The sequence below is a fragment of the Rhizobium sp. NFR07 genome, from assembly GCF_900111905.1.
Lineage (GTDB): Bacteria > Pseudomonadota > Alphaproteobacteria > Rhizobiales > Rhizobiaceae > Neorhizobium.
On record NZ_FOKM01000001.1, the window covers coordinates 783,764 to 809,628 of the forward strand.

A 25,865-nucleotide genomic window follows, 5' to 3' on the forward strand; every position below is an offset into this window, starting at 1 on the left:
GACCGGCCTGCTGATGCAGCCGGTCCCGGGTTTGCAATTTGAATGGAACCGAGAATGGACGCCATGACCTCGCCTCTGCGGGAGAATGCAGCACCGCCTACCCCGCCTCTCCTTGCCGTTGAAGGTGTGACGCTGGAATATCACGCTCCGGGACGGGTGGTGCGCGCCACGCAGAATGTCAGCTTCGACGTCTGGGAAGCCGATCGGTTCATCCTGCTCGGTGCGTCCGGCTGCGGCAAGTCCACACTGCTGAAGGCGGTTGGCGGCTTCATTCCTCCGCGCGAGGGCCGGATCCTGCTCGATGGACAGCCGATACATGGCCCAGGCCCCGATCGCGTCGTCGTCTTTCAGGAATTCGATCAGCTGCCGCCGTGGAAGACCGTTCGCGAGAACGTCGCCTTTCCGCTGCGCGTCTCCGGCCGCCTGAGCCGGAAAGAGGCCGACGAGCGCGCCGATCACTATATCGAGAAAGTTGGCCTGACCCGTTTTGCCGATGCCTATCCGAATACGCTCTCCGGCGGCATGAAGCAGCGCGTCGCGATCGCCCGGGCGCTCGCCATGGAGCCGCGTGTGCTGCTGATGGACGAGCCCTTTGCCGCATTGGACGCCCTGACGCGGCGCAAGATGCAGGAAGAGCTTCTGGCGCTCTGGGAAGAAGTACGTTTCACCCTGCTGTTTGTGACCCATTCGATCGAGGAGGCCCTGGTGGTCGGCAATCGCATCGCGCTTCTGTCACCCCATCCGGGGCGCATGCGTGCGGAGATCAACAGCCACGAGTGGGATCTGAAAAGCGGCGGGAGTCCGCAATTCCAGGCGGCCGCCAGCCGCATTCACCGGCTCCTGTTCGAAGAAGCCGAAGCAACGGATGGAGCCGGCGATGAGTGAAGCTTTGCGCAACCGCCTTGAGCCAGAGACGCGGCCGGAACCACCTGTCCGACCGGAATACGAGCGGCCGCTCGAACCGCTTGCCGACGCGACAAGCGACCAAGCCCTGCCGCTGCATCAGCGCCTCTGGCAACGCGCATGGCTGCGCAAGACGCTGATCCTCATCTGTCTTGCCTTGCTGTGGGAAATCACCGCGAGGCTCAAGGCAAACCCGCTGCTCCTCCCGCCCTTCTCCGCAGCGATCAAGGCGCTGGTCGAGGATGCACTCAGCGGCGTGATTCCGGCGCGTACCCTGAACTCGCTGGACGTCCTGATAAAGGGCTATGCGGCAGGTGTCGTACTCGCCTTCGTGCTGACATCCGTCGCGGTTTCGACCCAGATAGGGCGCGACCTTTTGTCGACGCTGACATCCATGCTCAATCCCCTGCCGCCGATCGCGCTTCTGCCGCTCGCTCTGCTGTGGTTCGGGCTGGGTCAGGCAAGCCTCGTCTTCGTGCTGATCCATTCGGTTCTCTGGCCGCTGGCGCTCAACATGTATACCGGCTTTACCGGCGTGCCGGAAACCTTGCGCATGGCCGGCCGCAATTACGGCTTGCGAGGGTTGCGCTATGTTCTGCTGATCCTTGTTCCGGCAGCGCTGCCCTCGATCATTGCGGGCCTCAGGATCGGCTGGGCTTTTGCCTGGAGAACCCTGATCGCCGCCGAGTTGGTCTTCGGTGCCTCCTCCGGCCGGGGCGGGCTTGGCTGGTACATCTTCCAGAACCGCAATGAGCTCTACACCGACCGGGTCTTCGCCGGCCTCATCATGGTCATCCTGTTCGGACTTCTGGTCGAGAATGTCCTGTTCCGCGAACTTGAGAAGCGGACGGTGGCAAAATGGGGAATGACGCGTTAACGCCGGGATAATCAGCATGACAGCAGAACGGAAATATGTGGTCGGCATTACCGATCACATGATCGGCGAACCCGATCTGGAAGCGGACGTGCTCGGCAGCGATGTCGAGATCGATTTCTTCGCCAGTACCGACGAGACGTCCTTTACGCCCGACCGTCTGGCAAGGCTTGATGCACTAATGGTCTGGGGCGCACGGCTGGGACCGAAGAGCATCGCTCATCTTGCCCGCTGCAAGGGTGTGGTACGTTATGGCGTCGGCTACGAGAAGATCGATCTCGCGGCCCTCGCTGCCGCCGGCATTCCCTTTGCCAACAACCCGGATTACGGCACCGAGGAAGTTGCCGATCATGCGCTGGCAATGATCCTCTCCTTGCATCGGCGGCTCTGGGAACACGATGCCCGCGCCCGCGGATATGCATCCGGCTGGCAGGTCCACAGCCTCAAGCCGCTTTCCCGTTCAAACAAGGCGACGGTGGGTGTGGTCGGTGTCGGCAGGATCGGCACGGCCGTGGTCAACCGGCTGAAACCCTTCGGCTTCCGCATCCTCGGTTATGATCCGGGCCAGCCGCCGGGCCACGAAAAAGCGATCGGCTACGAGCGGACGGAGCGGCTGGAAGACCTTCTTGCCCAGTCGGATGTCGTCACACTCCATTGTCCGGCGACGCAGGAGACACGCGGGCTTCTCGATGCGGACGGCCTTTCCCGCCTGAAGCCGGGAGCCATCGTCGTCAACACCGCCCGAGGCGAGCTGATCGACGATCTCGATGCGCTCGAAACCGCGTTGCGCAGCGGCCATCTGGCGGCTGCCGCAATCGACACATTGGTCAAGGAACCTCCCGGCGATCACCCCCTGCTGACGGCATGGCGCAATCGCGAAGACTGGCTTGCCGGGCGGTTGGTGATCACCCCGCACAATGCCTTCTATTCCGATCACGCGGCAGTCGAGATGCGGCGCAATGCGGCGAAGACGGTAAGATTGCTGCTCGACGAGGGCAAGCTTCGAAATCAGGTCACGGACAGATCATGAGCAGCCAATCCGAATTTCTCTGGTACATCCCCAACGACGTCAAATCCGGCCACCGTGGCGACGCGGTCGATCCGAGCCACAACAGTCTGGATACACTAACGACCCAGGCAAAGGCCATGGAAGACCATGGCTGGAAAGGCGCCCTGTTCGGCACCGGCTGGGGCAGGCCGGACACGTTTACCGTCGCGACCGCGCTTGTTGCCCGCACCACGACGTTCGAACCGCTGATCGCAGTCCGGCCCGGCTACTGGAAGCCGGCGAATTTTGCCTCCGCCGCCGCAACGCTCGATCACCTGAGCGGTGGGCGGGTGCGCGTCAATGTCGTGTCGGGGCCGGATGCTCTCGCGGCCTATGGCGACAAGGAAGGCGACCAAGCCCAGCGCTATGCACGCACCAAGGAATTCATGCGGCTGACCCGCAGGCTGTGGACGGAGGAAGACGTTACCTTCCGCGGCCAGTATTTCGAGGTCGCGGGTTCCACGGTAGTGCCGCGACTGGAACCGGTCGGCGATCGTCGCCATCCCAAGCTCTATTTCGGCGGCGCCTCGCCGGCGGCAGAGCAGGTAGCCGCCACCGAAGCCGACGTGCAGCTCTTCTGGGGCGAGCCGCTCGATGGCGTGCGGGAGCGGATCGAACGGCTGAAGACGCTGAGCAAGACACTCGATCGGGACCTGCCGCCGCTGGAATTCGGGCTGAGGATCACCACGCTTGTTCGCGACACGACGGAACAGGCCTGGGCGGATGCGGAGGCGAAGGTCGCAAGAATGGCGGAAGGTTCGGCTGGAAGCTGGCAGGATCACCGCCATGGGGTGGCCGTCGGCCAGCAGCGGCTGTTCGAACTAGCCGGCAAGGGTGACGTCCTGGATGACAATCTCTACACCGCGCCGGGTAAGTTTGGCGGCGGCGGTGCCGGCACGACCTGGCTGGTCGGCTCGGCGGAGGATGTCGCGCGCTCGCTGCGCAAATATCAGGCGCTCGGCATCAGCCATTTCGTGCTCTCCGACACGCCTTATCTGACGGAGATAAAAAGGCAGGGCAACCAGTTGCTCCCGCTTTTGGCCAAGGACAACAACTGAAAACAGCCCGCGGCCGATAAACCTCTGCCGCGGGTCAAGGCAGAAAAAAACGCTCATGGTCCGGCGCTTTTTGAAGCTTTGTTTCTTCTCCAGGCCGCCGCGGCATGGCTGAATGTCGCGTTCATGCGAGGAGGGTGGGATGAGCAAGGTGATCAGCTTGGCGCAAAAACTCAAAGCCGTAGCCTCGTACATAAGAACGGAGGATGAGGCGGTCGATGCCGCTAAGGCGCTGGCGGAGTTGATCCGCGCCGGCTCGAGCCTTCGCGACAGGCAGCGTATTCTGCCCTATCGCGAGATGGAACTGACGGCACAATCCGGAATCCTGGGCGTGACGGTTCCCGCCGAATATGGCGGCGCCGACATCTCCAATCCCTTTCTTGCCGAAGTCGTTGCGATCCTGTCGGAGGCCGATAGCTCCATCGGCCAGATCCCGCAGAACCATTTCTACATTCTCGAAGTGTTGCGGCTCGCCGCCACCGAGGAGCAGAAGCGTTATTTCTTCCCGAGGGCGCTGGCGGGCGATCACTTCGCCAACGCGCTTGCCGAAAAGAACCCCGGAGCCGCCGGGGTGATCAACACGAGACTGATCCCGGATGGACCCGGCTACCGCATTTCCGGCCAGAAATATTACTCCACGGGCACCCTGTTTGCCGACTGGATTGCGGTATTCGCGCAGGATCCACAGGATCGCATCGTGATGGCACTCGTCCCCCGCGACACGGACGGGCTGACGATTACCGATGATTGGGCTGGCTTCGGCCAGCGAACGACAGCTAGCGGGACGGTGGCAATAGACAATATCTACGTGGCTGCCGACTGCGTCATCGATCACTATAAGGCTTTCGAGCAACCGGCCCCTCTCGGCTCGCTCGGCCAATTACTTCATGCCGCCGTCGATCTCGGGATAGCTCGCGCGGCCTTCGCCGACATGGTCGACTTCGTCAAAACCCGGTCACGAGGAAATCGCAATCTCGGTATCGAGATTGCAGGCGATGATCCGCTGCTGATCGCAAGGACCGGATCGATCGCCGTCAGGATCGAGGCGGCAGCATCGGTCATCGAGCGCGCAGGGCGAACGATCGATGTGGCGCAGGTATCGCCCTCGCCTGAAGCCGCAACCGAGGCATCGCTTGCGGTCGCGGCCGCAAAGATCCTGACCACCGAAGCCGCACTGGAGGCGACAAATGCGCTCTTCGAGCTTGCAGGTACATCTTCGACCGATGAGGCGCTCAATCTCGACCGCCACTGGCGCAATGCGCGCACCCATACGGTCCATGATCCGGTCCGCTGGAAACACCATGCCATCGGTGATTTCCACCTTAACGGCAGGCTTCCCTCGCCGAACGGTCAGTTCTGATCAGAGTATCTGCTCTCCGACGGATGGGGCCGAACGTTTCGCCACCATCTGCTCAAGCGTCATGTTGTCGAGTACCGCGGAAATGGCATCCCTTACTTCCGTCATGGAATGACGCACCTGACAGTCTTCCGGGTCGTCGCAGTCATCGCAGGCTTCGAACGCCGTCTTGCTGGCACAACGGATCGGAGCAAGCGGTCCGTCGAGTATCCTGACAGCCTGGCCAATGGAGATTTGCGATGCCGGCTTGGCAAGCGCATAGCCGCCGCCTGGTCCCTTTTTTGACCGCAGGATACCGCCCTTGCGCAGCTCCAGAAGGATCGCATCGAGAAATTTCTTGGAAATATTGTTCTGTTCGGCGATTTCGCTGACAAACGCCGTCTTGCCGGGTTCAATCTGTGCCAGATGGACGAGCGCCTTCAGCCCGTATTTCCCTTTTTTCGTCAGCATCGATATTCGCAAGTCCAAGCGTTTGCAGCCAGCAGAATTGCCGGCCCCGAAAGCGATACAGCAGCGGCCTTGAACCTTCAACACTGCCACCGAACGAACACTGCGCGGCCTCCCTGGCGATAATCGCTGGTTCGCTGCTACTGGCACTGCGAACTGCGGGCGCTCGAAACCTGATCAGGGCGTGCCCGTGTGACGGGATGCCGGCAGTGAGGCCGGCATCAGCCCTGGCTTCAGGTCCGATGCGGAGTGCCCATCAGCTGGAAAACGATTTCCGCCAAGCACCAAGCGCTCGAAGAGGCCGTATCCCTCCCTCCAACGCCCGAAGCCGCTGTCGACATTGATGTGTCCGGCAAATCCTATGACCGAGAGCTCGCTGCCCCAGGCGCGTGCATGGCGATCGAGCTGGTTCGGGCTCATATAGGGGTCGTTGAGGCTTCCGATGACGAGGCTTGGAAACGGCAGGCGATCGAGTGGCTCGCTTCCGAACCTGATCATGCACGGGTGCAGATCGACCGCAGTATCCAGTGAACATGGTGCGACCAGTAACGCGCCGCGAATGCGTTTGGAAAGCGCTCTCTTCGCATAGCTCGCCGCCAGCAGGCAGCCGAGGCTGTGCGCAACGAGAAAGGCGCCATCGGTTCTCGACAGCGCCTCGTCCAGGTTGGCCTGCCAGTGCTCGATCGCAGGACAGGCCCAGTCCTCCTGTTCCACCACCACCGCGTTTGCGTGATCCCTGGCCCAGTAGCGTTGCCAATGGTTGTCCGATGAACCGTTCAAGCCGGGAATGAGGAGCGTCGCGGCCATGTATTATCTCCTTTAGTGTTATCCGGAAACTAGGCCCGCGACGGAACGCGGTCGGCGAATGACCGACTAAATTCCATTATTTCAGTAGATTTCTATTCTTGCCTCTCCCGGCGGCTGGTTAGTCGGATGATTGCGATCCGCGGTATGTTGATTTGCACTGAATAGCACCAAGATTTGTAGACGCCTTCTTTCCTAATTTTGAGGCAGGAAGAGCATCATGAGCAAATCGAATTTCAGCGAAGAGTTTAAGCGTGACGCTGTTCGCCAGATCACGGAGCGACGTTATCCGATTGCGGAGGTTTCGCGGCGCCTCGGCGTGAGCCAGCATTCCCTTTATGAATGGAAGAAGAAGTTCGCGGCGTCTAACGCCCAGGGCAACGATGAGGCCGAGGAGATCAGGCGGCTGAAGAAGGAATTGGCTCGCGTCACCGAGGAGCGAGACATCCTAAAAAAGCGGCCGCGTATTTCGCCAGGGATGCAAAGTGAAGTACGCGTTCATTGCTCTGCATCGCTTACAGTTTTCGGTGCAGACGATGTGCCGCCTGCTGCGGGTTCACCCGAGTGGATTTTACACCTGGCTGAAGAACCCGCAGAGCAGGAGGGGTTCGGCTCCCCCAGGGCGTGCCACTCTCTCTGAAATCGTTGCGTAATTTCGACGTGCGGGGCTGCCCCGCCGCACGGCCTTTCGCGCCGCGTACAATCCGACATCCTTTCAATTTTTGGCTACCGACACATCGTGTCGGCCTGTGTTATAGTCGCTCTGTCAGGTGCAGGATTTAGCAGACACGCAAGGGGCGGCGATGGCGAGCGAAAGTCCCATCAACTCACCGAAGCACCCACGAAAATCGCCGGGCGGGGGCGCGCGGCCGGCGGAGCATGGCAGCGAGCGGCGCCAAATCACGGCGCTCTGCTACGATCTTGTCGGATCGACAAATCTTTTCCATCAACTCGATATCGAGGACTTCCAGGAGCTGATTTCCGCCTTTCAGCAAGCGATGCGGTCGGCGATCGTCGCGCGTTCCGGCGTGATTCGGGTCGAGGCCGGTGACGGCGGTGTTGCCCTTTTCCCGACGGAACTTGGCTCGCGCGATGCCGCGTCGCTGGCGATTCGCGCTGGCTTCGACGTTATCGAGGCCTGCCGGCGCATCGGCCGCGAGGCGCGGCGCAGCGACATGCATGTCCGCGTCGGCATCGCCACCTCCATCGCGCTGGTCCAGGAACCGCGCGAGGAAGTCCCTTCGCAGGAGTCGGTGACGGGGGCGGCGCTCGCCATGGCGACGCGGCTGGAAGCGCTTGCGGCCCCTGACAGCATTCTCGTCTCGGAGGAAACGAAGACCCTCGCTGGACGCGCCTACGCCTTCATCTTCGAGGGCAGCCGGTCGCTAAAGGGATTTGCCGAGCCCGAAAGGGTTTGGCGCGCGCTCGAACATCGTACCGAAGTCACCCGCTTCTACGCCTTCGGACGGCTTGGCGGTTCCTTCATCGGCCGTGCCGCCGAGCTTGAGACAATTGGCCGTTGCTGGCGAGAGGTCTTGGCCGGGAAAGGCCAGATCCTGGCGATCGAAGGCGACGCCGGCATCGGCAAATCACGGCTTTTGCGGGAGATCCGCAAGCTTACCCGCAAGGAGCGATCGAGGGCCTTCCTGTTTCAGTGCGCGCCCGGCGGCGCGCGCTCCACGCTTCACCCGCTCATGCATGGCTTTCCCGGCACGGCGTCCAAGGCGGCTGGCCCCTCACGCCTGACGGCGACAACCGTCGCCGCCACGTTCGCGCACCACGGTATAGAAGAGCCAGACGTCGCCGAACTGTTTTCGTATCTGCTCGGCGCTGCGGGCCGAAACGAGTCCCTCTCCGGCAGCGATCCCAAGGCAATCCGCGACAGGGCGCGGCGGGCAACCATCCATGCGCTGGAGACCGTCAGCGCCCGCGGTCCGCTGATCATGGCGGTCGAGGATATTCACTGGATCGATCCGACGTCGCAAGACCTCCTTGGGGAAATCGCCCGCACAGCTTCACGGCTTCCCATCCTTCTCGTCGTCACCTCGCGCCCTGGCGCCGCGATGGATTGGGCCGACGGTGCCGACGTGGTGCACCTGTCGTTGAAGCCACTCAATCGCGACGAGACGAAGCAGGCGATCGTAGCGACTTGGCCGGCACACAAGCGCACGGCACTTCCGGAACTTCTGGAGGCGACTGAGCGGATTTCCGGCGGCGTTCCGCTGTTCATCGAGGAGATCTGCCAGTGGATCACGGAGATCGCACCTGCGGATGCAGCGAATATTCCTGAGGCAATCGCGCATGACGGCGAGGCCAAGGTCTCTCACACGCACGCGCTTGCCTTCGAAGAGATTCTCGACGAACGGCTCGCGCGCCTCGGACCGGCGCGGGACGTGGCGCGAGCCGCGGCGATCGCCGGCGGCCGTACGACGCTGCCGCTGCTTCACGCGCTTTTGCCGGATCTCGCCAAGCGGTCGCTGGCGAGTGCGGCGGATGTGCTGTGCGAAACCGGCTTTCTGACGCGTGGCCGAACCGGCGGAACCGTGATCTACCGCTTCCGACACGCCCTGATCCAGGAAGCGATCTACAAGGCACTGCTGCGCAAGCAACGGCAGGTTCTGCACCGACGGCTGTTCAACGCCGTCAGCGACGACCGTGGGCTGGCGGAATGGATCGACACCGGCGGGCTCGCCGACCAGGCGGAACGCGCCGGGCTCACGGAGGAGGCAATTCGGCTGTTCATCGCCGCCGGCTCCGAGAGTGCCGGCCGCTCGGCGATGATCGAGGCGCGCCACCATCTGGAGCACGCGCTGGCCCTTTGCGCCGAGATGGACGAAAGCGAGGCGGTCGACGCCTTGCGGCTTTCCGCCTTCACGAGGCTCGGCCCGATCCTCACTGGCCTCGTCGGCGCCAATTCCCCGCCCGCCCGCAAGCTGTACGAAGACGGCGTCGCCATTGCCCGCCGCCAGCCGAAGGAAGACCAGCCAAAGTGGTTTCCGATCTATTGGGGCTGGTGGCTGACCGGGCCCGACTTTCTCGTCATGCACGACCGCGCACTCGAAGTGCAGATGATGATGCTTGGCACCGAAGATCGCGAAATCGCCCTGCAGGTCAAGCATTGCATCTGGGCGATCGACTTCAATCTCGGCTGGCACAAGGAGACGCAGGAGGCGATCACGGCGGCGCTTGCGCTCTACGACGAGCAAACGGCCGAAACCGCGCGAACGCTCTATGGCGGCCACGACGCCAAGGTCTGCGGCCTCGGACAACTCGCTCTGTCGCTCTGGCTGACGGGACAGGGCTCGGCTTCGGACACAGCACTTGCGGACATGGTCGGCCTGGTCGAGCGCATCTGCCATGCTCCGAGTACCGCCCATTCGCTCGACACCGAGGCGGTCTCGGCCTTCTACCGCGACGATTTCGAGCGGCTGGCGGATGTTTCGAGCCGGATGCAGCTCTTTGCCCAGCAACACGAGATGCAGTCGCTCGCTGGCATGTCGCTGCTTTTCGGCGGCTGGGCCAAAGCCCACAGCGACGACCTCCTCGCCGGCCATGAGATGTTCGGCGAGGGATTGGCGCTGCTCAAGGATCTCGGCGCCGTCGCCGACCTGCCGATCTATCTCTACATGCACGCGACCCTGCTCGGCCTTGCCGGCAAATATGAGCAGGCCATCGACGTCGTCACCGACGCCATCCGGCAGGCCAAGGAAACCGGCCATGCCTACTGGCTCGCCGAACTCTACCGCTGCCGGGCCGTGCTGCGCGCTCGGGGAAACGTGGAAACCAATCTTGTCGCCGCCGAACTGCTGACCGCCGTGACCATCGCCGAAAGCCAGGGTGCGATGGCTCTGCTGCAAAGGGCGGGCCGCTCAATCCGGGAGCTGGGCATTGTTATCGGACCCTGACACGGCCGAAGGTCTGACCCCTGCCCCGCCGGCGATCGACGGACGGATTGCCGACTTTCGCGACGAGCTTGCCGCCGGCTTGAGGCAACCGCTCGATACGCCGGCCGACCCCGGCGCCGCCGAGGCATGTTTTCGCAGGCTACTCCCTTTCAGCCGCCGGGCCGGCATCACCCGTCTCGCCGACCTGACCGGGCTCGACCGTCTCGGTCTGCCGGTGGCGCAGGCCATCCAGCCGGCCGCGCTTTCCGAGGTGACCTCGCTTGGCCGCGGCCTCACACTGATGGAGGCGGCGGTCGGGGCGATCATGGAAGGTCTCGAGCGTTATTTCGCCGAGCGCATTCCCTCCTCGGACTGCTTTCTTGCGACCGCCGACGAGCTTCGGATCGACGCGGCCATGCTCGAAAACCTGCTGCTTCCCCACGCCGGCACCGGATGGCGATCGCTGCCAATTCCCTGGACCTTGGCTGTCGATGTCGCGAGCGGAGCGCCGCAGCCGGTGCCGCTCGAACTTGTTCACACCTGCTATACCGATCCTGAGCCACAGGGTGACGGATTGTTCATCCGCACCACCACCGGCCTTGCCTGCCACAGCACAGCGCGCGATGCCTTCGCGCATGGACTGTTCGAATGCATCGAACGCGACGCGATCGCGCGGGCCTTCACCACTCACGGCTTTTTCGATCGTCGCCGCATAGCGACATCGCACATCGGGCCGAAGGTCGAGCATATTCTTTCGGTCACCCGGACGCAGGGCATCGCTTTCGCGCTTTGGCACGCCCCCTCGCCCACCGACCTACCGGTGATCTGGTGCCAGGCGATCGAGGCCGGCGCGTCTGAGCCGACCCTGGCGTTGCCGACGGAGGGCCATTCGGCGGGCTTTACCGTCGAGACAGCCGCGGCGAGCGCGATGCTGGAGGCATTGTCGGCGCGCGCCGGAGCGATTTCCGGCGCGCGCGACGACCAGACGCGCGAACACGATCGCAAGAGCACCGATCCGCTCGTCGCGGACGCCCGCCGCCTGATCCTCGAAGCCACGGCTGCGGGCACGGCAGCGTCGCCCTTCGCCCCAACATGCCTGCGCGACGTCGTCGACCGGGTTGCCGCCTGCGGGCTTGGACCTGTTCTCGCCGTGCCGGTCGGAGCGGACGCCGAAGCAGGTGTGGCCTGCGTGCGAACCATTCTTGCGGGTGCGCAGCCGTTTTCAATTTTGCGTTGAGGGATTGCCCATGACGAATGCCGGCAAGGAAGGTCCAATTCTGGTATTTCTCGGCCCCACGCTGCGTCTCGACGAGGCGCAGGCCGTGCTCGACGCGATCTATCTTCAGCCCGTATCCCAGGGAGACGTCATACTCGCCGCCCATGCCTTCCGGCCACGTGCGATGGTCCTGATCGACGGACAGTTCGAGGACCGCCCCGCCGTCCGCCACAAGGAAATTCTCTGGGCGATGGCACAAGGCATCGTCATGATCGGGGCGGCCAGCATGGGAGCCTTGCGGGCGGCCGAGCTTGCGCCCTATGGCATGATCGGCGTCGGCCTGATCTATAGGTGGTACCGGCGCTGGACGTTGACGGCGGAGGATGCGGTCGCCGTGCAGTCAGGGCCCGCCGAACTCGGCTTTCTGCCGCTCACGGACGCACTGGTCGACCTTCAACGGACGTTTTCGACGCTTGCCCGCCGAAATATGATGACATCCGATGAGCGCGACCAGCTCATCGCATTGGCGCACGGGACGAACTTTCGCGATCGCTCGCTCGCAGCCCTATTGCGGGCTGGGGGATTTTCCAGTGACCGTATTTCGGCATTGCAAAAAGAAATGACCGGGCAAAAGCGCCAGGACGCCCTCCTTGCGTTACGCAAGGCGCCTTCCCTAATAGTAGAGCGGCAGGGCAGCGACGTTGATCGCGCCTGGGTCGCGACCAATACTTTCATGAGAGATTTGGAAGCCTCGCATATTGACATCGACTTGATACGAAATTACTAATTAAACGTGTGGTTGCTCAATCCTTCTTCTTCGAAAGTGATTGTGCCATGGAACCGTATCCGAACAATGTGACGGAACGCGTGAAGCCACGCATCGGAACACGATTCTGGATTTTTCCGCAGCCGCCCTTCGTCCCCGGCTACGAGGAGCCCGATCGCGTCTGGCTCTCGATCCTGCCCGACGAGATCCGTGACGGACCGAGCGACCAGTGGGTGTACGTGGTCGATCCGTTGATCGAAAAACAGCCCTAAGGTCCTGACGATCTGCCGCCGTTCGAAGGCGAGCGGCGACCGGCGGCACGATCTGGCCCGGATCGCAACTTCGACAATATGGACCCGAAATCGCGGGCCTACCTTGGCGTCCACGTCTATGCCTGCGTACGTTTCGTGCTCGACATCTGGCACAGCTATCTCGGTCGTCGCATCCGCTGGTTCTTCGACCCGGCTTTTCGCCGCCTGGAAATCATTCCCCTGGTCGACTGGGACAACGCGCATGCCGGCTACGGCTATCTGGAACTGGGAGCCTCCGATGTCGGCGGCGTGCTGCGGCCCTATGCGCTGAACTTCGACACGATCGCCCATGAGGTCGGCCATTTCATCAGCCTGTCGGAACTCGGCATCCCGATGATCACATCGCGCGAGGCAGATTTCTTCCCGTTTTCCGAAGCCTTTTCCGACTGCGTGTCGCTGATTTCGCTCCTGCATTTCGATTCCGCCGTCGACCGGCTGCTGCGTCGGACGCAAGGCAATCTTCTGCTCTCCAACGAGCTCAACCGCTTCGCCGAGACCAGTCCCGAGACGCAAATCCGTCTCGCCACCAATTTCCGCCGCATGTCGGAAACCACCCGCGAACCGCACGACCGCTCGCTCCCCTTCCTCGGCGCGATCTTCGACAGCATCGTGGACGTCTACCACCGCCAATTGGTTCGCGAAGGGTTCGCCGACCCGCGCCTGCTCGACGTCGATCTCCGTGAATTGACGCTCGACCAATTCGACGAGTTTCGCGGCTTGACCGAGCGATCGTTCCGCGACCGGTCGCTCTATTTCAAGCTGGCACTCGAAACCGCCCGCGACCAGGTCGGTGGCGCGCTCGCGGGGTCGCTGCGCTCGCTCGACCCAAACACTATGACGCTTGATCAAGTCGCAAGGGCGGTGGTTGCAGCAACGGTCGACGGGGTCGCGGCCGAACGGCTCGAGGCAAATTTTGTATGGCGTGAAATCATCCGTTGAAACAAGTCCTTGATAGGAGGGGAACATGAGCGACTGCTGCTGCCATCCCGGTGTAGGTCCAAACGCAACAGACCTAACGCCTCCCAACTATAGCGCCTATAGACCAGGCGAAGTGCGATTATATGGGCGCCCGGCCCCTCACGCGCCCATAGTTGTACATTCCGAGGAAGAGGTACTAAAACGACTCGAAAATGACCTACACGTCAACAACATCGAGGGCGATACAAAGAAAATAGTAGAAATCGCAAGAAAAAGCCTGTCATACAGCCCTGATCCAAATAACGTCCTTGGGGTTTTCAAGGAAAAAATCACACTCGCGGTCCTGCTGGGTTTCGATGTTTATTCTCTCCCGGTGGAGATTTCCTCCAAGAAATGCTGCGACGATGACAAAGGCAGGAGCATCGGCGTCATATACGGCTACTCCTATGAAGGGCACTGCTATGATTTGCCAAAGCCGTTGATCATGTTCCTGCCATGTCCACCCCACCAGCTTACATTCGGCGATTGCGAATGCGATTGCGGATACGGTCCAGGCCTCGGCTATGCCGTATGGCAGATCGACAGGCTGGAGGATGTTATGGTAATCGATATTCGCGTCGACGATGTGAAGACACTCATCCTTGACGCCAATCTTCCGGGCAACCGTTCACCGCTCGCCTACTCACAGACCATGAGGCTTGCACCGTCGCGGCCGCCGATCAGCGGCTGAGTCCGGTATATCGCGGCTAGTGTGGCCGAAGCTATCGGCCACACGCCGTTCATGCGTCTCAAACACACCTCAATTCATCTCGGTCGAGAACCAGGCCATCAGTCCCGCAGCGTTCCGGATCCCGGTGGAGCGCATCATTCTCGCGCGGTGCGCCTCCACCGTGCGCCGGGACAGCTTGAGTTCCTCGGCGATCTCGCCGCTCGTCTTGCCCTGCGCCATCATCGTCAATATCTGCCGCTGCCGGCCGGTCAGCGGATTTTCAGCGTCTGCCAGCGGCCGGTTCCGTGCTTCGAAACAGTAGAGCGCCTCGGCGAAAGGGCGGAAGACGAATATCTCAGGCTGTCGCCAGTATTGTCTCCGTGCTGGCATTTGTCTGCCGGTGTTCTTCGTCGTTAGCACAGCAAGCCATAAAGCCATCTCGCCCCGGATCAGACTGGCCAATATGTCCTTTCGGAACTAGACTTTTTCGGATTGCAGCATAGCGCCACAACATTGCAGTGCCGAGCCCTCGTGACTGCAATGGCGAGATGACAGCTTATGGCTCCGCTGCGACCGGGTGTTTTCACCACGCAATGTCCGCTTCGCGGCGACGTCGACCGGTAGCTCGATGACCACTATGGAGGCGCAAAGCTGTCAAAGCGCCACGTGGTCTGCGGTCTTGACCGGATCTGAACCATTGACTCATTCGTTATTCGCGTTCTCCCTCGTGGATACGCACGCCTGCTGTCATAATATGCGTTCGCATGGCATTTTCAGCGCCACTGGCATTGCGAGCCTGAATCGCATCAACGATTGCTTTGTGTTGCTGGACCATCTCTTTGCTCACGCCGGCGGTGAACACGCGAGACCGCGAACTCACCCAGTGATGTTCCTTTCGCACCGAGTTGATCAATCGGAATATGCTCCAGTACATGCCGTTTCGCACGCTCTCGGCGATCTTGGAATGAAAAGCGCTATCCCACCTTTCATACTCGTTGGGACTGTCGGCCGCCGCGGCGCGGTGCACCAAGTGCTTCATCTGATCGATTTCCATTTGCGTGGCTCGGATCGCGGCCAGCCCCGCCAGGATAGGCTCGATCTGCTGCCGAACTTCTATGATGTCATGGGGACTGGTGTGGTTGGCCAACGACTTGAGGCTCGCGGTCTTGGGGTTAACCTCCCTGATGAATGTGCCCTGCCCCTGCTTGCGAAAGAGCAACCCCTCGCCCTCCAATGCATTCAGCGCTTCACGCACAAGGCGGCGACCGACGCCGAGCGCGGCGCTCAATTGCCTCTCAGGCAAAAGACGATCTTCCGTGAGGAAGCGGGTGTCGGCTTCACCGATCGCGGACCTCAGCGTGGCGACGACGCGGAGTGTCTTTTGAGACGACATTTGTTTCAGCTCCAAGCAAACCGTTGCACTCAATAAAACTGAACCAATCCGAACCAATTTGCAAGACAGGCATAATGCTCACAAAACAGGCGCCGTTGCATTGCAGCACGAAACTTAGTCAACCTCCGGCGTTTTTTCCTTGACTACTGCCAATCTCGAGATGAGGATTTGCTACCAAGAGCGTGATCCACACTCCTGCCTTGTCTCAAACGACCTGCACCAATGCTGATTGGTTCGAAAATAATTTGGGGGACTTGAAATGAAGAGACGTGATTTCCTGGCGCTTGCGGCGTCGACGGCGATTCTGCCAACCCTCGGAGCGGCAAGCTCCGTGTTCGCGCAATCAAAGCCCGAACAACTGGCGCTGATGACCTGGGGAGGCCTGTGGGGCGACGGCATGGCCAAGTATGTCGACATCCCCTTTGCCGAAAAGACCAGCGTCAAGATCGTGCAGGACCGCGGCTCGAGCCCGGTGGAGCGCATCACCAAACTAAAGATCAGCATGGACAATCAGGTCTTTGACCTCGTGCAGCTGCATGACGGGATCGTGCCGTTGGCGGAAGCTCAGGGCGTTCTGGAAGATCTTGATCCAACCTCACCGAACCTCCCGTTCCTGGCAGCCGTACCGGATCGCTTCAAGCGCAAGGGCTGGGTGGCGATGATCTATTCGGCGCTCGGCATCGTCTATAATCCGGACATGGTAAAGATCCCGCCGAAGAGCTTTGCCGATCTGTGGAACGAAGAATACGCCGGTGCGATCGTGCTGCCGGAAATCACCCATTCGATCGGCCCCTACATGATCCCGATCGGCGCCATGGCTGCCGGCAAGGATGCCAAGGATACCGAGGCCGGTTTCGAGATGCTGTCCAAGATGAACGACCTGGAGCCGATCTGGGCGAAGGATACCGACAGCATCATGAGCGCGCTGGTCAATGGCGAGGCCGCCGTGGGCCTGCTCTACAAATCGCAGACCTATACGGTGCTGAAACAGGGCGGCAAGGTCGAGTGGGTCTTCCCGCAGGAAGGCGCCATCTCCTACCTCTCGGGCACCGGCATAGCAAAGAACACCAAGAACAAGGCGCTCGCCGAACAATATGTCAACGCGACGCTCGATCCGTCCACCCAAGGCTGGGTCGCCAACGTGTTCAACTATGGCGGAACCCATCCGGACACGCTGAAGACGCTTCCGGTCGAGCTGCAGCAGCGCGTGCAGTTCTCCGACGAGGAAGTGGCACGCATCATCGATCTGGACCACGAATTCATCTCCGCCAACCGCGGCGAGTGGACTGATCGCTGGAACAGGGTGATCGCCGGCGGCTGATGCCAGACCTGGGCGGCAATCGGTTGCCGCCCTCCCCTTGCAGGATATTCATACTATGACAACTTTCGGCCTTGCCGATCGGGGAGCGTTTGCGGGCAATACGCTCGCATTTCTCAATCGCTGCCGTTCCCATGGCATCGGCGTCGATGAAGACGGCGATGATGGTTTCAGGATTGCTGCCGCTGCATCGGATGCGGCAGTACGGCTCGGCCTCTCTCCTGTGGTCGAGCCGCTGGCGGAGCCTCCCCTGCATCCCCCAAAGTGGGCCTTCGCCCCGAGAATTGCCATCTATGCCGGCGACGCTATCGGCTACCCCTATTGGGGTTATTACGCCCACGCGCTGCTCAGCATAGGCTTCGGCTTTCATGCCGTCACGGGCGAAGACGTGGCCGTCGGCTGCCTGGCCGGATACGACCTTCTCGTCATGCCGGGTGGCTTCGCCACCTGGGGCCTCGACCGAGCCGAAGGCATCGACGGGATCGACGCCGCGATCTCGCGCTTCATCCGCGAAGGCGGCACCTATATAGGCTCCTGCGGCGGCGCCTTCTACATGTCGGAAGGCCGTCCGGGCTGGCACGGCGCGATCGATGCGACGCCGAAATTCACCCAGGAGTACTTGCTGACCGGCGCCGCAGTCCTCAGCATCTCCGTCGATGGGCCGGTGATAGGACGCGGCCTGCCGGAGTTGCTGGAACTGCCTTATTACCACGGGCCGATCTATGCGCAGGCGAACCGAGAGGCGGAAGACCTCGGCCATTTCCGCTATCATATTTCCGAAAGCGGTCTCTTCATCGACAATCCGTTGTCGCAAGGCATGTTCGACAGGGAGATGCGGGGCACGCCGGCCATCTTCATGGCGTCTTTCGGCAAAGGCCGGGTATTGACTTTCTCGCCTCATCCGGAAATGGGCGAGTTCGTCCGCAAGGGCATCGCCCTTGAAGGCTATGTGCGTCGTTATCTCCCGATCCGCGGCTTCAAGGTCATGGATCAGACGCTGCGCTTCTTCATGAAGGAAGATTGCGCCGGTTTCCGCCTGATCCACAATGCCATTGCCTGTCTGGGGCTGTATGAAGGGAACTCGCCGGCCATCGGCCCGGAACTGGAACTGGAACTGGAACGTGCCGATGGCATCGGTGCAGTCATCGAACGCCTGGACCGGACGATGGCGCAGCAATTCGCCGCGATCGGGCAACTGGCGGCTGCCGAGACCGTGGCGATGCAGGAGATAATCGCCGCGGAAGCGTCGCGATTGAAATCCGAGTGGGACGACGTGTCCTCGACGATGAAAGCGGTCGTCAGGGCCACCCCGATCGACGCCCGTGTCGCGACCGGCCTGTCCACCGTCCTCGATACCGCTTCGCGCGCCGACCAGAACACCCGCCTGGCGGAAATCCTCATCGTGACCGAACTTCCCATCCGCCTCGTCGCGGCAGCCCTTCGCATCGTTGCATGCGACCGCGCCCTGGAGACAACCGAATGAATACGCAGGCCCCTTCCATGATCAATGCGGATGTCCGCTTCACCCGGGTAGAGAAGAAATTCGATACCGCCACGGCACTGCATTCCCTCGATCTGGAGATCGAGCGCGGCAGTCTCTTCGCGCTTCTGGGACCGAGCGGTTGCGGCAAGACGACGACGCTGCGACTGATCGCCGGTTTCGAGCAACCGACAAGCGGCCATGTATATATCCGCGGCAACGATGTCACGGGCGTGCCGGCCTACAAGCGCAGTTTCGGTATGGTGTTCCAGAGCTTCGCGCTGTTCCCGCACCTGACGGTCGCCGAGAATGTCGCCTTTGGCCTGAAAATGCGCAACGTTTCAAAGGCGGATATCGTCACCAAGGTTGCGGCGGCGCTCGATCTCGTCGAGCTCGGCAAACTCGGCGAACGCTATCCGCGCCAGCTTTCCGGCGGTCAGCAGCAACGCGTGGCGCTTGCACGCGCCGTTGTGTTCGAGCCCGATGTTTTGCTTCTCGACGAGCCCCTGAGTGCGCTCGACAAGATGCTGCGCGAGCAGATGCAGGTCGAGATCCGCCACCTTCAGCAGCGGTTGAAGATGACCACCGTCTTCGTCACCCATGACCAGGAAGAGGCCCTGACCATGTCGGACCGCGTCGCCGTGATGAAGGATGGTCGCATTCAGCAGGCGGGGACGCCGCGCGAGATCTATGACCGGCCCCGCACGGAGTTCGTGGCCACCTTCCTCGGCGCCAGCAACATTCTTGAAGCGATCGTCAAGGGCAAGGACGGGACCGGTACGATCCTAGACATTGCCGGCAACACGCTGTCCGTCGCCGGTGTAACCGCGGAGGCCGGCGCAAAGCTTTGCTTCGCCCTGCGGCCGGAAAAGATCTCGATCGGCAGTATGGACGGCAACCAGCCAGGCGGTATTGCCGCCAGCGTGCGCGAGGCAATCTATCGCGGCGCCCAGACCTTACTCTATCTCGACATCAACGGCATGCCCGTCAACGCCGTGGTGCAGAATGCCGGCGTCGAACCGATGAACCTCGAGCCGGGTGCGGCAGTCAGGCTTCATTGGGACAATGACAACATGGTCGCGCTGGAGCCCGCACGATGAACCCAAGCCTGTCGCGCAATTCGCTGGCATGGGCGGTGGCGCTGCCGCCTCTCATCATTCTCGCGCTCTTCTTCGTCGTGCCGTTGGGATATCTGCTGTTCATCAGCTTCATGACCAATTCGGCAACGTCGCTCTTCGACGTCCAGCCGACCCTCGCCAACTATACGGAGATCTTCTCCGATAGTTTTTACTGGCTGATCATCCAGCGCACTCTTCTCTCCACCGCTGTCGTTCTGATCCTTTGCCTGCTGCTCGGCTATCCGGCAGCCTTCTATGCTGCGCATCTGTCGCCGCGGGGCCGGCTGATCATGCTGATGATCATGATGGTGCCGCTGATGGTGAGCAATGTCGTGCGCGCCTATGGCTGGTTTGCGATCCTTGGTCGCCGCGGCGTGCTGTCGGGTACGCTAACCGGTACTGGCATCATTGAGAGACCTGTCCAGTATCTTTATTCCTTCGAGGCCGTCACGCTCGGCCTGCTCACCATTCTGCTTCCATTTATGGTCGTCTCGCTGACGAATTCGCTGGCGACGATAGACAAGCATTACACGGAAGCGGCCCACTCTCTCGGAGCCGGACCGTGGCGGACCTTTTTGCGCGTAACTCTTCCTCTTTCCAGCCCCGGCATCGCATCAGGACTAATGCTGGTGACCTTCCTGGCGCTCAGTGCCTATGTTTCGATCGCACTGCTTGGTGGCCCCCGCTACAAGTTGCTGGTCAGCATGGTCTTCGACAGCGTCTCGACATTCCGCTGGCCGCGCGCCGCCGCACTATCCTTCGTGCTGCTGCTGATCGCTTTCATCATCGCGATCGTCATCCAGCTCGTCGTCCGTCCACAACGCGTCCAGGGAAAGGCGTGAGCCATGAGTGCCTTCATTCTTCGTCTGGTCGTCGGCATCGTCCTTGCGCTTGTCATCGGCCCGATCCTCGTCGTCATCATCGCGGCGTTCAGCTCGGGAGAATCCCTGAGCTTTCCGCCGCCGGGCTTCTCGCTGCGCTGGTTCATCGAATTCTTCAGCATCGCGCAGATGCGCAACGCCTTCATGCTTTCGATCGTTTTGGCGATAGCCTCCGCTTGTGGTGCAGCCGCTGTAGGCCTACTGGGGGCGATCTATGTGTCCCGCAACCGCAATGCCTTTTCGGTTATGCTTCAGATGTTGATCATGGCGCCGCTCGTCTTTCCTGCGCTGATCCTCGGCCTCGCACTGCTGCTGCTCTACAAGACCGTCAACATGAGCGTGCTGCCCGGCCTCTTCATCGCCCATGTCGTGGTCTGTCTGCCCTATGCCTTCCGGTCGGTGCTGACGTCGCTGCAAAGCTTCGACACCACGCTGGAAGAGGCAGGTCAGAGCCTCGGCGCAGGCCCTGTCCGATCCTTCCTGCTGATCACCATGCCGATCATCTGGCCGGGGGTTCTGTCGGGCTGGCTGTTCGCCTTCGTCGTCTCCTTCGGCGAACTCAACACCGCACTCTTTCTTACCGGCCCGGGTATCGTCACCCTTCCGATCGAGATCTTCAGCTACCTGCAGTTCCAGGGCAATCAGCTCGTCGTCGCGGCGGCCTCCGCTTTGCAGGTCCTCATCATTCTCATCGTGCTCTTCCTGGCGGAACGCCTGGTCGGCGCACGTCAGATCGTCCAGAGATAGGCATAACATGGTCTCCTTCACCACCCGTCCCGAGGTCAGCGGCACGTTCGGCGCCGTCAGCTCCACCCATTGGCTCGGCACAGCCGTCGGCATGTCCGTCCTGGAACGCGGCGGCAACGCCTTCGATGCCGCTGTTGCCTGCGGCTTCACGCTGCAGATCGTCGAGCCTCATCTCAACGGCCCGGGCGGCGAAGTGCCTATCATCCTGAAGAGCGTCGACGAGGACGAACCGGTCGTGATCTGCGGCCAGGGCGTGGCGCCTAAGCTGGCGACTGTCGAGACGTTCAGGTCGCTCGGCCTCGACATGGTGCCCGGAACCGGCCTTCTGCCTGCGGTCGTGCCCGGCGCTTTCGACGCCTGGATGCTGATGCTGCGCGACTACGGCACGATGTCGCTCGCCGACGTGCTGTCCTACGCGATCGGCTATGCGGAGAACGGCTATCCGCTCCTCCCGCGCGCGGTCGCCTCGATCATCCCGGTCGCCGATTTTTTTCAAAGAGAATGGCCGAGTTCGGCCGATGTCTGGCTGCCGGGCGGTAATGTCCCCAAGCCGGGCGCGCCGATGCGCAATCCGGGCATCGCCGCGACCTATCGCCGGATCATCGAGGAGGCGCAATCCGCCGGTAGCGATCGCGTCGTTCAGATCGAGGCCGCCCGCAGCGCTTTCTATCGCGGCTTCGTGGCGGAGGCGATCGACCGGTTCTACCGGATGGCCGAGCTCTTCGATACGTCCGGCCGCTGCAACGGCGGGCTGCTGCGCGGCGACGATCTCGCCGGCTGGACCGCCACGCGGGAAAAGACGCTGTCTGTCGAGTTCCGCGGCATGCGCGTCCACAAGACCGGCCCATGGGGCCAGGGGCCCGTCTTCCTGCAGCAATTGCAGCTTCTCTCGCAGTTCGATCTCGACGGTCTCGACACGATGAGCGCCGAGTATGTTCACACGGTTGTCGAAAGCGCCAAGCTCTGCTTTGCCGACCGGGAGGCCTTTTACGGCGATCCGGATGCCAGCGATATCCCGATGGATATTCTCCTGTCGTCAGAATACGCCCGCGAAAGGGCAAAACTGATCGGCCGCGATGCCTCGCTCGAACTTGTCGCCAGCCATCTCGACGGCGCTGCCGAACGGCTGGCGAAGATCGCCGCCCGCGGCGGCAGCGAGGTCCCGCAGGGACCGGGCGGCGGCGAAGTGACCTTTGCTGCGGTCCCTGAGATAGAGGGTGATACGGTTCATCTCGACGTCGTCGACCGGTTCGGCAACATGGTTTCCGCCACCCCGAGCGGCGGCTGGCTGCAGAGCTCGCCCGTCGTTCCGGGCCTGGGCTTCCCCATTTCGACCCGTGCCCAGATGTTCTGGCTGGACGAGGGCCTGCCCTCGACGCTTCGCCCCGGCACGCGCCCGCGCACCACGCTGACGCCGACGCTCGTCACCCGTGACGGGGAAGGTTTTCTCGCCATCGGCACGCCGGGTGGCGACCAGCAGGACCAGTGGCCGCTGACCGTGTTCCTGCGCCATGTGTTGCATGGCCATGGATTGCAGAAGGCAATCGACGCCCCGATGTTCCACAGCCGCCACTGGCCGGGCTCCTTCTATCCACGTGAATACGAGCTTGGCCGCCTCCAGATCGAGGACCGCTTCGGTGAGGCCGTCTTCGACGAGCTGCGGACCAGAGGCCACAGGCTGTCAATTATGGACAGCTGGTCGCTCGGCCGCGTTTGCGCAGTCGAACGCCGCGGCGAATTGCTCTATGCCGGCGCGACCCCGCGCCACATGCAGAGCTACGCAGTTGCTCGATGACGGCGTAGCACTGAAGCTCACCCGCGTCACGCTCTCAAACGGAATCGAACCTTCGACCGGTTTGAGTGATGTAAGGGCATCCAAACCAGCGACCCGCAGTTGGAATGTCTACGGCTTGGGTTCTTATCTAGCGGCGTAGACTTGCGCGGCAGCATGGAAGTACGGGAGCGGAGATCGGACTCACCCGCTTCCTCAGGATGTGATCCGCTGTATCGACGATGGAGACGTGGTAGACTGATCGAATTCTCACCGCCGCGTCATCAACAGTACGCAACACGCTATTGGAGAGCAGTCGGTCGTTCGATTCGCCAAATCCGGCAAACAGTCGGCAGCGATGTCGTTGGCCACTAGCTCGCCGTCGATCGCCTTGAAACCCTACAATGCAACACCGGTGTCGCGGTCGAAAACATGCACCTGTTCCGCAGAGATGTTTGCCTGGAAAAGTGCACCGTAACGCTGCGGATATTCGCCAACAACGATTGCGGTCACCGGCTGTCCGGCAAGATTGAAGATAATATGCGTCTGTGCGCCCGTCGGTCCGACTAGAGGGGTTTGGCCAGCGAGCGCCGTGCCAGCCTTGCCGGTACCAAGATGTTCGGGGCGCAGACCGTTCTTGATCAACTGGCCGCGTTTCACCTTCCGGTCCTGAGCAATGCGGATAGCCGTGCCATCCGTCAGGCGCGCCGCCGCCTCGCCACCTTCGGCATCAACCGTGCCGCCGAGCAGATTCATCGCCGGCGAGCCGATAAAGGCTGCCACGAACAGATTGGCCGGGTTCTTGTAGAGGTCCATCGGCGTGCCCTGCTGTTACACTCTGCCCTGATTGAGGACGACGATACGATCGGCCAATGTCATTGCCTCGATCTGGTCGTGGGTAACATAGATGGACGTCGTCTTCACCTTCTGGTGCAGAGTCTTGATCTCGGAACGCATCCGCACGCGCAGCTTGGCATCGAGATTGGACAGCCGCTCGTCGAACAGGAACACCACCGGATTGCGGACGATTGCCCGCCCCATGGCCACGCGCTGGCGCTGGCCACCGCAGAGCTGGGCGGGCTTGCGCTCCATGAGCGGTACGAGATCGAGCATGCGCGCGGCCTCGTTGACGCGCTCGGCAATTTCGAACTTGCCGCCCCTGAAAGGCGAAGGTTGAAGCCTATGTTCTCCGCCACGTCATATGCGGATAAAGCGCATAGGAATGAAAGACCATGGCGTTATTGCGCTCGCGCGGCGTCAGGTCGTTGACGACGGCATCGTCCATTATGATGTCACCGGCGGAAATATCCTCCAGCCCGGCGATCATGAGCAACAGGGTCGACTTGCCGCAACCGGACGGGCCGACGAGCGCCGCGAACTCGCCATCCTTAATGGACAGCGAAACGCCACGGACGACTTCGAGTGCGCCAAAAGCCTTGCGGACTTCGTGAAGTTCTACGGATGCCATGTGTGATCCTCGGGCCTGTCAGGATTTTATCGCACCGGCGGTAAGACCGGCGATGATGTGTTTCTGGGCCAGGAAAAGACGATGATCGTGGGCAGGATGGTGAGTGTGATGAAGGCCAGACCCAGCTGCCATTCGGTGTTGAATTCATTGCGATAGATCGCGAAGCAGAAGGCCGCCATGGCGCCGAATGCCAGCGTCAGGAACACGGTCAGCATCGCGATCACCAGCGAATTGCTCATCTGCAGCCAATATCGCTGGCTGACGATGATATTGCCATAGTTGGACCATTGCCATTCGGTGGGCAGGCCAAAAGGATTGCCGATGAGCACGCCAAGCGCCGGTTGATGCCGATCGTGCGCGATCTGATCCGGACGGTCGTGATCGGCAAGACACCCGGCCACCAGCCAGCAAGCCTGCAGGTACATGGCGACATCGCCAATATCATGGCCTCGATGGATGTAATCGACGTGATGCACACGCAAAGAGCCCTTGGAGCTGTCGGGCTGATGTCTTTGTCATCTTTGGGGAAGGATATTGGTTGCGGGGGCAGGATTTGAACCTGCGGCCTTCAGGTTATGAGCCTGACGAGCTACCGGGCTGCTCCACCCCGCGCCAAGCGCAAACCTTTGGTTTGCGCGACTACGCCAACGTCTAGCGTTGGCGGACTGTGCCGGAGCAAAACCGAAGGTTTTGTCTCCTGTAAGGCGGGCAACAGATCAAGATCTGTGAGCCTGCCTTGGCATTCGATTTCGTTCTGCTTTGTCCCTTTAACGACGAAAGGCCGCTTTTGGGGCGGCCCTTTGGTGTTGGCCAGGGGCCGTAGGTTTCGTTCGAGAAGATTGTTTTCCTTGCCGCGACAAATCCGTTGGATTTGCGCTTTAAGCATTGCCTTTAATAGACCTGGCAGCGACCTACTCTCCCGCGTCTTAAGACGGAGTACCATTGGCGCTGGGGCGTTTCACGGCCGTGTTCGGAATGGGAACGGGTGCGGCCGCCCCGCCATGACCACCAGGTCAATTAAGGGCAATGTGAAGAGAAGCTGGTTCACTCGAAGAGTGATTTGAACACGTCTTTTCAGCGTTGCGTCTGCCAATGTCGGCCGAAGGCCGCAAGCGCAAGGCGCGTCGCCGGTCGTCCGGCGCCCTCGCGGAGCATAGGCTCGTTTACGAGCCGCTCATGCGTGAGCGCTGAACAGATGGCACATCGTCGCTGCGCTTCAGCGCAGCGATGATGAGCATGGTCAATGGGAACGATTAAGCCAATCGGGCTATTAGTAAGGCTAAGCTTCATGCATTGCTGCACGTCCACACGCCTCCTATCAACGTGGTCGTCTTCCACGGCCCTGATAGGGAATACTCGTTTTCAGGTGGGTTTCCCGCTTAGATGCCTTCAGCGGT

General features: G+C 61.4%; 19 protein-coding genes, 1 tRNA gene, 2 rRNA genes and 4 pseudogenes. 17 read left to right on the top strand and 9 right to left on the bottom strand.

Features of this window, described 5'->3' with window-relative positions:
- Positions 1-54: 54 nt before the first annotated feature.
- The 5 genes from BM216_RS03455 (at position 55) to BM216_RS03475 (ending at position 5,240) form a co-directional block, all read left to right on the top strand.
- The gene (locus tag BM216_RS03455; protein WP_210217016.1) at positions 55-885 is read left to right on the top strand and encodes an ABC transporter ATP-binding protein; all 831 of its coding nucleotides are present in this window, start codon (positions 55-57) and stop codon (positions 883-885) included.
- Entirely contained in the window at positions 878-1,780 is a 903-nt protein-coding gene (locus tag BM216_RS03460; RefSeq protein ID WP_092994884.1) for an ABC transporter permease, read from the top strand. Before BM216_RS03455 ends, BM216_RS03460 begins: the two co-directional genes overlap by 8 nt.
- A 16-nt stretch (positions 1,781-1,796) precedes the next feature.
- The gene (locus tag BM216_RS03465) at positions 1,797-2,807 is read left to right on the top strand and encodes a C-terminal binding protein (RefSeq protein ID WP_092994887.1); all 1,011 of its coding nucleotides are present in this window, start codon (positions 1,797-1,799) and stop codon (positions 2,805-2,807) included.
- On the top strand, positions 2,804-3,883 hold the full coding sequence (locus BM216_RS03470; RefSeq protein WP_092994891.1) for an LLM class flavin-dependent oxidoreductase: 1,080 nt from the start codon (positions 2,804-2,806) through the stop codon (positions 3,881-3,883). Before BM216_RS03465 ends, BM216_RS03470 begins: the two co-directional genes overlap by 4 nt.
- Before the next feature lie 139 nt (positions 3,884-4,022).
- Positions 4,023-5,240: an SfnB family sulfur acquisition oxidoreductase gene (locus BM216_RS03475; RefSeq protein ID WP_092994895.1), complete on the top strand. Its 1,218-nt coding sequence runs from the start codon at positions 4,023-4,025 to the stop codon at positions 5,238-5,240.
- On the opposite strand, the gene BM216_RS03480 is transcribed toward BM216_RS03475, so the two are convergent.
- Entirely contained in the window at positions 5,241-5,687 is a 447-nt protein-coding gene (locus BM216_RS03480; protein WP_092994898.1) for an RrF2 family transcriptional regulator, read from the bottom strand.
- Positions 5,688-5,861: 174 nt separating this feature from the next.
- On the bottom strand, positions 5,862-6,491 hold the full coding sequence (locus BM216_RS03485; protein ID WP_092994902.1) for an RBBP9/YdeN family alpha/beta hydrolase: 630 nt from the start codon (positions 6,489-6,491) through the stop codon (positions 5,862-5,864).
- A 217-nt stretch (positions 6,492-6,708) separates the two neighbouring features.
- On the opposite strand from BM216_RS03485, the pseudogene BM216_RS03490 reads away from it, so the two are divergent.
- The 6 genes and pseudogenes from BM216_RS03490 to BM216_RS03515 form a co-directional block, all read left to right on the top strand.
- Positions 6,709-7,093: pseudogene (locus BM216_RS03490) on the top strand (transposase); the annotation flags it as partial.
- Between the two features lie 198 nt (positions 7,094-7,291).
- Complete coding sequence (locus tag BM216_RS03495; protein ID WP_092994905.1) at positions 7,292-10,393, top strand: ATP-binding protein; 3,102 nt, start codon at positions 7,292-7,294, stop codon at positions 10,391-10,393.
- Positions 10,377-11,609: a YcaO-like family protein gene (locus BM216_RS03500; protein ID WP_280141666.1), complete on the top strand. Its 1,233-nt coding sequence runs from the start codon at positions 10,377-10,379 to the stop codon at positions 11,607-11,609. The genes BM216_RS03495 and BM216_RS03500 overlap by 17 nt, the downstream gene beginning before the upstream one ends.
- 10 nt (positions 11,610-11,619) lie before the next feature.
- The gene (locus BM216_RS03505; RefSeq protein ID WP_092994908.1) at positions 11,620-12,375 is read left to right on the top strand and encodes a TfuA-like protein; all 756 of its coding nucleotides are present in this window, start codon (positions 11,620-11,622) and stop codon (positions 12,373-12,375) included.
- 47 nt (positions 12,376-12,422) lie between these two features.
- Positions 12,423-13,604: pseudogene (locus BM216_RS03510) on the top strand (hypothetical protein).
- Positions 13,605-13,629: 25 nt separating this feature from the next.
- On the top strand, positions 13,630-14,313 hold the full coding sequence (locus BM216_RS03515; RefSeq protein WP_092994911.1) for a hypothetical protein: 684 nt from the start codon (positions 13,630-13,632) through the stop codon (positions 14,311-14,313).
- Between the two features lie 69 nt (positions 14,314-14,382).
- Here BM216_RS03515 and BM216_RS03520 read toward each other — a convergent pair whose 3' ends face one another.
- Together BM216_RS03520 and BM216_RS03525 are read right to left on the bottom strand one after the other, a co-directional pair.
- Complete coding sequence (locus BM216_RS03520) at positions 14,383-14,682, bottom strand: response regulator transcription factor (RefSeq protein ID WP_244530048.1); 300 nt, start codon at positions 14,680-14,682, stop codon at positions 14,383-14,385.
- A gap of 319 nt (positions 14,683-15,001) precedes the next feature.
- Positions 15,002-15,685, bottom strand: a complete 684-nt coding sequence (locus tag BM216_RS03525) for a FadR/GntR family transcriptional regulator (RefSeq protein ID WP_092994914.1) — start codon at positions 15,683-15,685, stop codon at positions 15,002-15,004.
- A 259-nt stretch (positions 15,686-15,944) separates the two neighbouring features.
- Between BM216_RS03525 and BM216_RS03530 the strand changes: the two genes are divergently transcribed.
- Genes BM216_RS03530 through BM216_RS03555 form a run of 6 tightly spaced genes read left to right on the top strand, consistent with a single transcriptional unit; the run spans position 15,945 to position 23,024 of the window.
- Complete coding sequence (locus BM216_RS03530; RefSeq protein WP_092994917.1) at positions 15,945-17,006, top strand: ABC transporter substrate-binding protein; 1,062 nt, start codon at positions 15,945-15,947, stop codon at positions 17,004-17,006.
- Positions 17,007-17,061: 55 nt separating this feature from the next.
- The gene (locus BM216_RS03535; RefSeq protein WP_092994921.1) at positions 17,062-18,486 is read left to right on the top strand and encodes a BPL-N domain-containing protein; all 1,425 of its coding nucleotides are present in this window, start codon (positions 17,062-17,064) and stop codon (positions 18,484-18,486) included.
- Positions 18,483-19,583 carry an ABC transporter ATP-binding protein gene (locus BM216_RS03540; RefSeq protein ID WP_348271990.1) on the top strand — a complete coding sequence of 367 codons (1,101 nt, stop codon included), beginning with the start codon at positions 18,483-18,485 and terminating at the stop codon, positions 19,581-19,583. The genes BM216_RS03535 and BM216_RS03540 overlap by 4 nt, the downstream gene beginning before the upstream one ends.
- Entirely contained in the window at positions 19,580-20,443 is an 864-nt protein-coding gene (locus BM216_RS03545; RefSeq protein ID WP_092994924.1) for an ABC transporter permease, read from the top strand. Before BM216_RS03540 ends, BM216_RS03545 begins: the two co-directional genes overlap by 4 nt.
- Positions 20,444-20,446: 3 nt before the next feature.
- Positions 20,447-21,229, top strand: a complete 783-nt coding sequence (locus BM216_RS03550) for an ABC transporter permease (RefSeq protein ID WP_092994927.1) — start codon at positions 20,447-20,449, stop codon at positions 21,227-21,229.
- 7 nt (positions 21,230-21,236) lie between these two features.
- Positions 21,237-23,024 carry a gamma-glutamyltransferase family protein gene (locus tag BM216_RS03555; protein WP_092994930.1) on the top strand — a complete coding sequence of 596 codons (1,788 nt, stop codon included), beginning with the start codon at positions 21,237-21,239 and terminating at the stop codon, positions 23,022-23,024.
- A 375-nt stretch (positions 23,025-23,399) separates the two neighbouring features.
- Here the strand turns inward: BM216_RS03555 and ugpC are convergent.
- From ugpC to BM216_RS03580, 5 genes and pseudogenes are all read right to left on the bottom strand, one after another.
- Positions 23,400-24,468 (bottom strand): annotated as a pseudogene (gene ugpC / locus BM216_RS34990) (sn-glycerol-3-phosphate ABC transporter ATP-binding protein UgpC).
- Positions 24,469-24,486: 18 nt separating this feature from the next.
- Positions 24,487-24,893: pseudogene (locus BM216_RS03565) on the bottom strand (hypothetical protein).
- A gap of 110 nt (positions 24,894-25,003) precedes the next feature.
- Positions 25,004-25,080 (bottom strand) — tRNA-Met (locus tag BM216_RS03570).
- Between the two features lie 286 nt (positions 25,081-25,366).
- Positions 25,367-25,481 (bottom strand): 5S ribosomal RNA (gene rrf / locus BM216_RS03575).
- Positions 25,482-25,717: 236 nt separating this feature from the next.
- Positions 25,718-25,865, bottom strand: a 23S ribosomal RNA gene (locus tag BM216_RS03580); the annotation flags it as partial.

What these genes read in the sequence shown, in the direction of transcription:
- BM216_RS03550 (WP_092994927.1), top strand. Translation starts at nt 20,447, where the DNA reads ATGAGTGCCTTCATTCTTCGTCTGGTCGTCGGCATCGTCCTTGCGCTT.
- BM216_RS03555 (WP_092994930.1), top strand. Translation starts at nt 21,237, where the DNA reads ATGGTCTCCTTCACCACCCGTCCCGAGGTCAGCGGCACGTTCGGCGCC.
- BM216_RS03495 (WP_092994905.1), top strand. Translation starts at nt 7,292, where the DNA reads ATGGCGAGCGAAAGTCCCATCAACTCACCGAAGCACCCACGAAAATCG.
- BM216_RS03530 (WP_092994917.1), top strand. Translation starts at nt 15,945, where the DNA reads ATGAAGAGACGTGATTTCCTGGCGCTTGCGGCGTCGACGGCGATTCTG.
- BM216_RS03465 (WP_092994887.1), top strand. Translation starts at nt 1,797, where the DNA reads ATGACAGCAGAACGGAAATATGTGGTCGGCATTACCGATCACATGATC.
- BM216_RS03480 (WP_092994898.1), bottom strand. Translation starts at nt 5,687, where the DNA reads ATGCTGACGAAAAAAGGGAAATACGGGCTGAAGGCGCTCGTCCATCTG.
- BM216_RS03485 (WP_092994902.1), bottom strand. Translation starts at nt 6,491, where the DNA reads ATGGCCGCGACGCTCCTCATTCCCGGCTTGAACGGTTCATCGGACAAC.
- BM216_RS03460 (WP_092994884.1), top strand. Translation starts at nt 878, where the DNA reads ATGAGTGAAGCTTTGCGCAACCGCCTTGAGCCAGAGACGCGGCCGGAA.
- BM216_RS03525 (WP_092994914.1), bottom strand. Translation starts at nt 15,685, where the DNA reads ATGTCGTCTCAAAAGACACTCCGCGTCGTCGCCACGCTGAGGTCCGCG.
- BM216_RS03540 (WP_348271990.1), top strand. Translation starts at nt 18,483, where the DNA reads ATGAATACGCAGGCCCCTTCCATGATCAATGCGGATGTCCGCTTCACC.
- BM216_RS03545 (WP_092994924.1), top strand. Translation starts at nt 19,580, where the DNA reads ATGAACCCAAGCCTGTCGCGCAATTCGCTGGCATGGGCGGTGGCGCTG.
- BM216_RS03470 (WP_092994891.1), top strand. Translation starts at nt 2,804, where the DNA reads ATGAGCAGCCAATCCGAATTTCTCTGGTACATCCCCAACGACGTCAAA.
- BM216_RS03455 (WP_210217016.1), top strand. Translation starts at nt 55, where the DNA reads ATGGACGCCATGACCTCGCCTCTGCGGGAGAATGCAGCACCGCCTACC.
- BM216_RS03505 (WP_092994908.1), top strand. Translation starts at nt 11,620, where the DNA reads ATGACGAATGCCGGCAAGGAAGGTCCAATTCTGGTATTTCTCGGCCCC.
- BM216_RS03535 (WP_092994921.1), top strand. Translation starts at nt 17,062, where the DNA reads ATGACAACTTTCGGCCTTGCCGATCGGGGAGCGTTTGCGGGCAATACG.
- BM216_RS03475 (WP_092994895.1), top strand. Translation starts at nt 4,023, where the DNA reads ATGAGCAAGGTGATCAGCTTGGCGCAAAAACTCAAAGCCGTAGCCTCG.
- BM216_RS03515 (WP_092994911.1), top strand. Translation starts at nt 13,630, where the DNA reads ATGAGCGACTGCTGCTGCCATCCCGGTGTAGGTCCAAACGCAACAGAC.
- BM216_RS03520 (WP_244530048.1), bottom strand. Translation starts at nt 14,682, where the DNA reads ATGCCAGCACGGAGACAATACTGGCGACAGCCTGAGATATTCGTCTTC.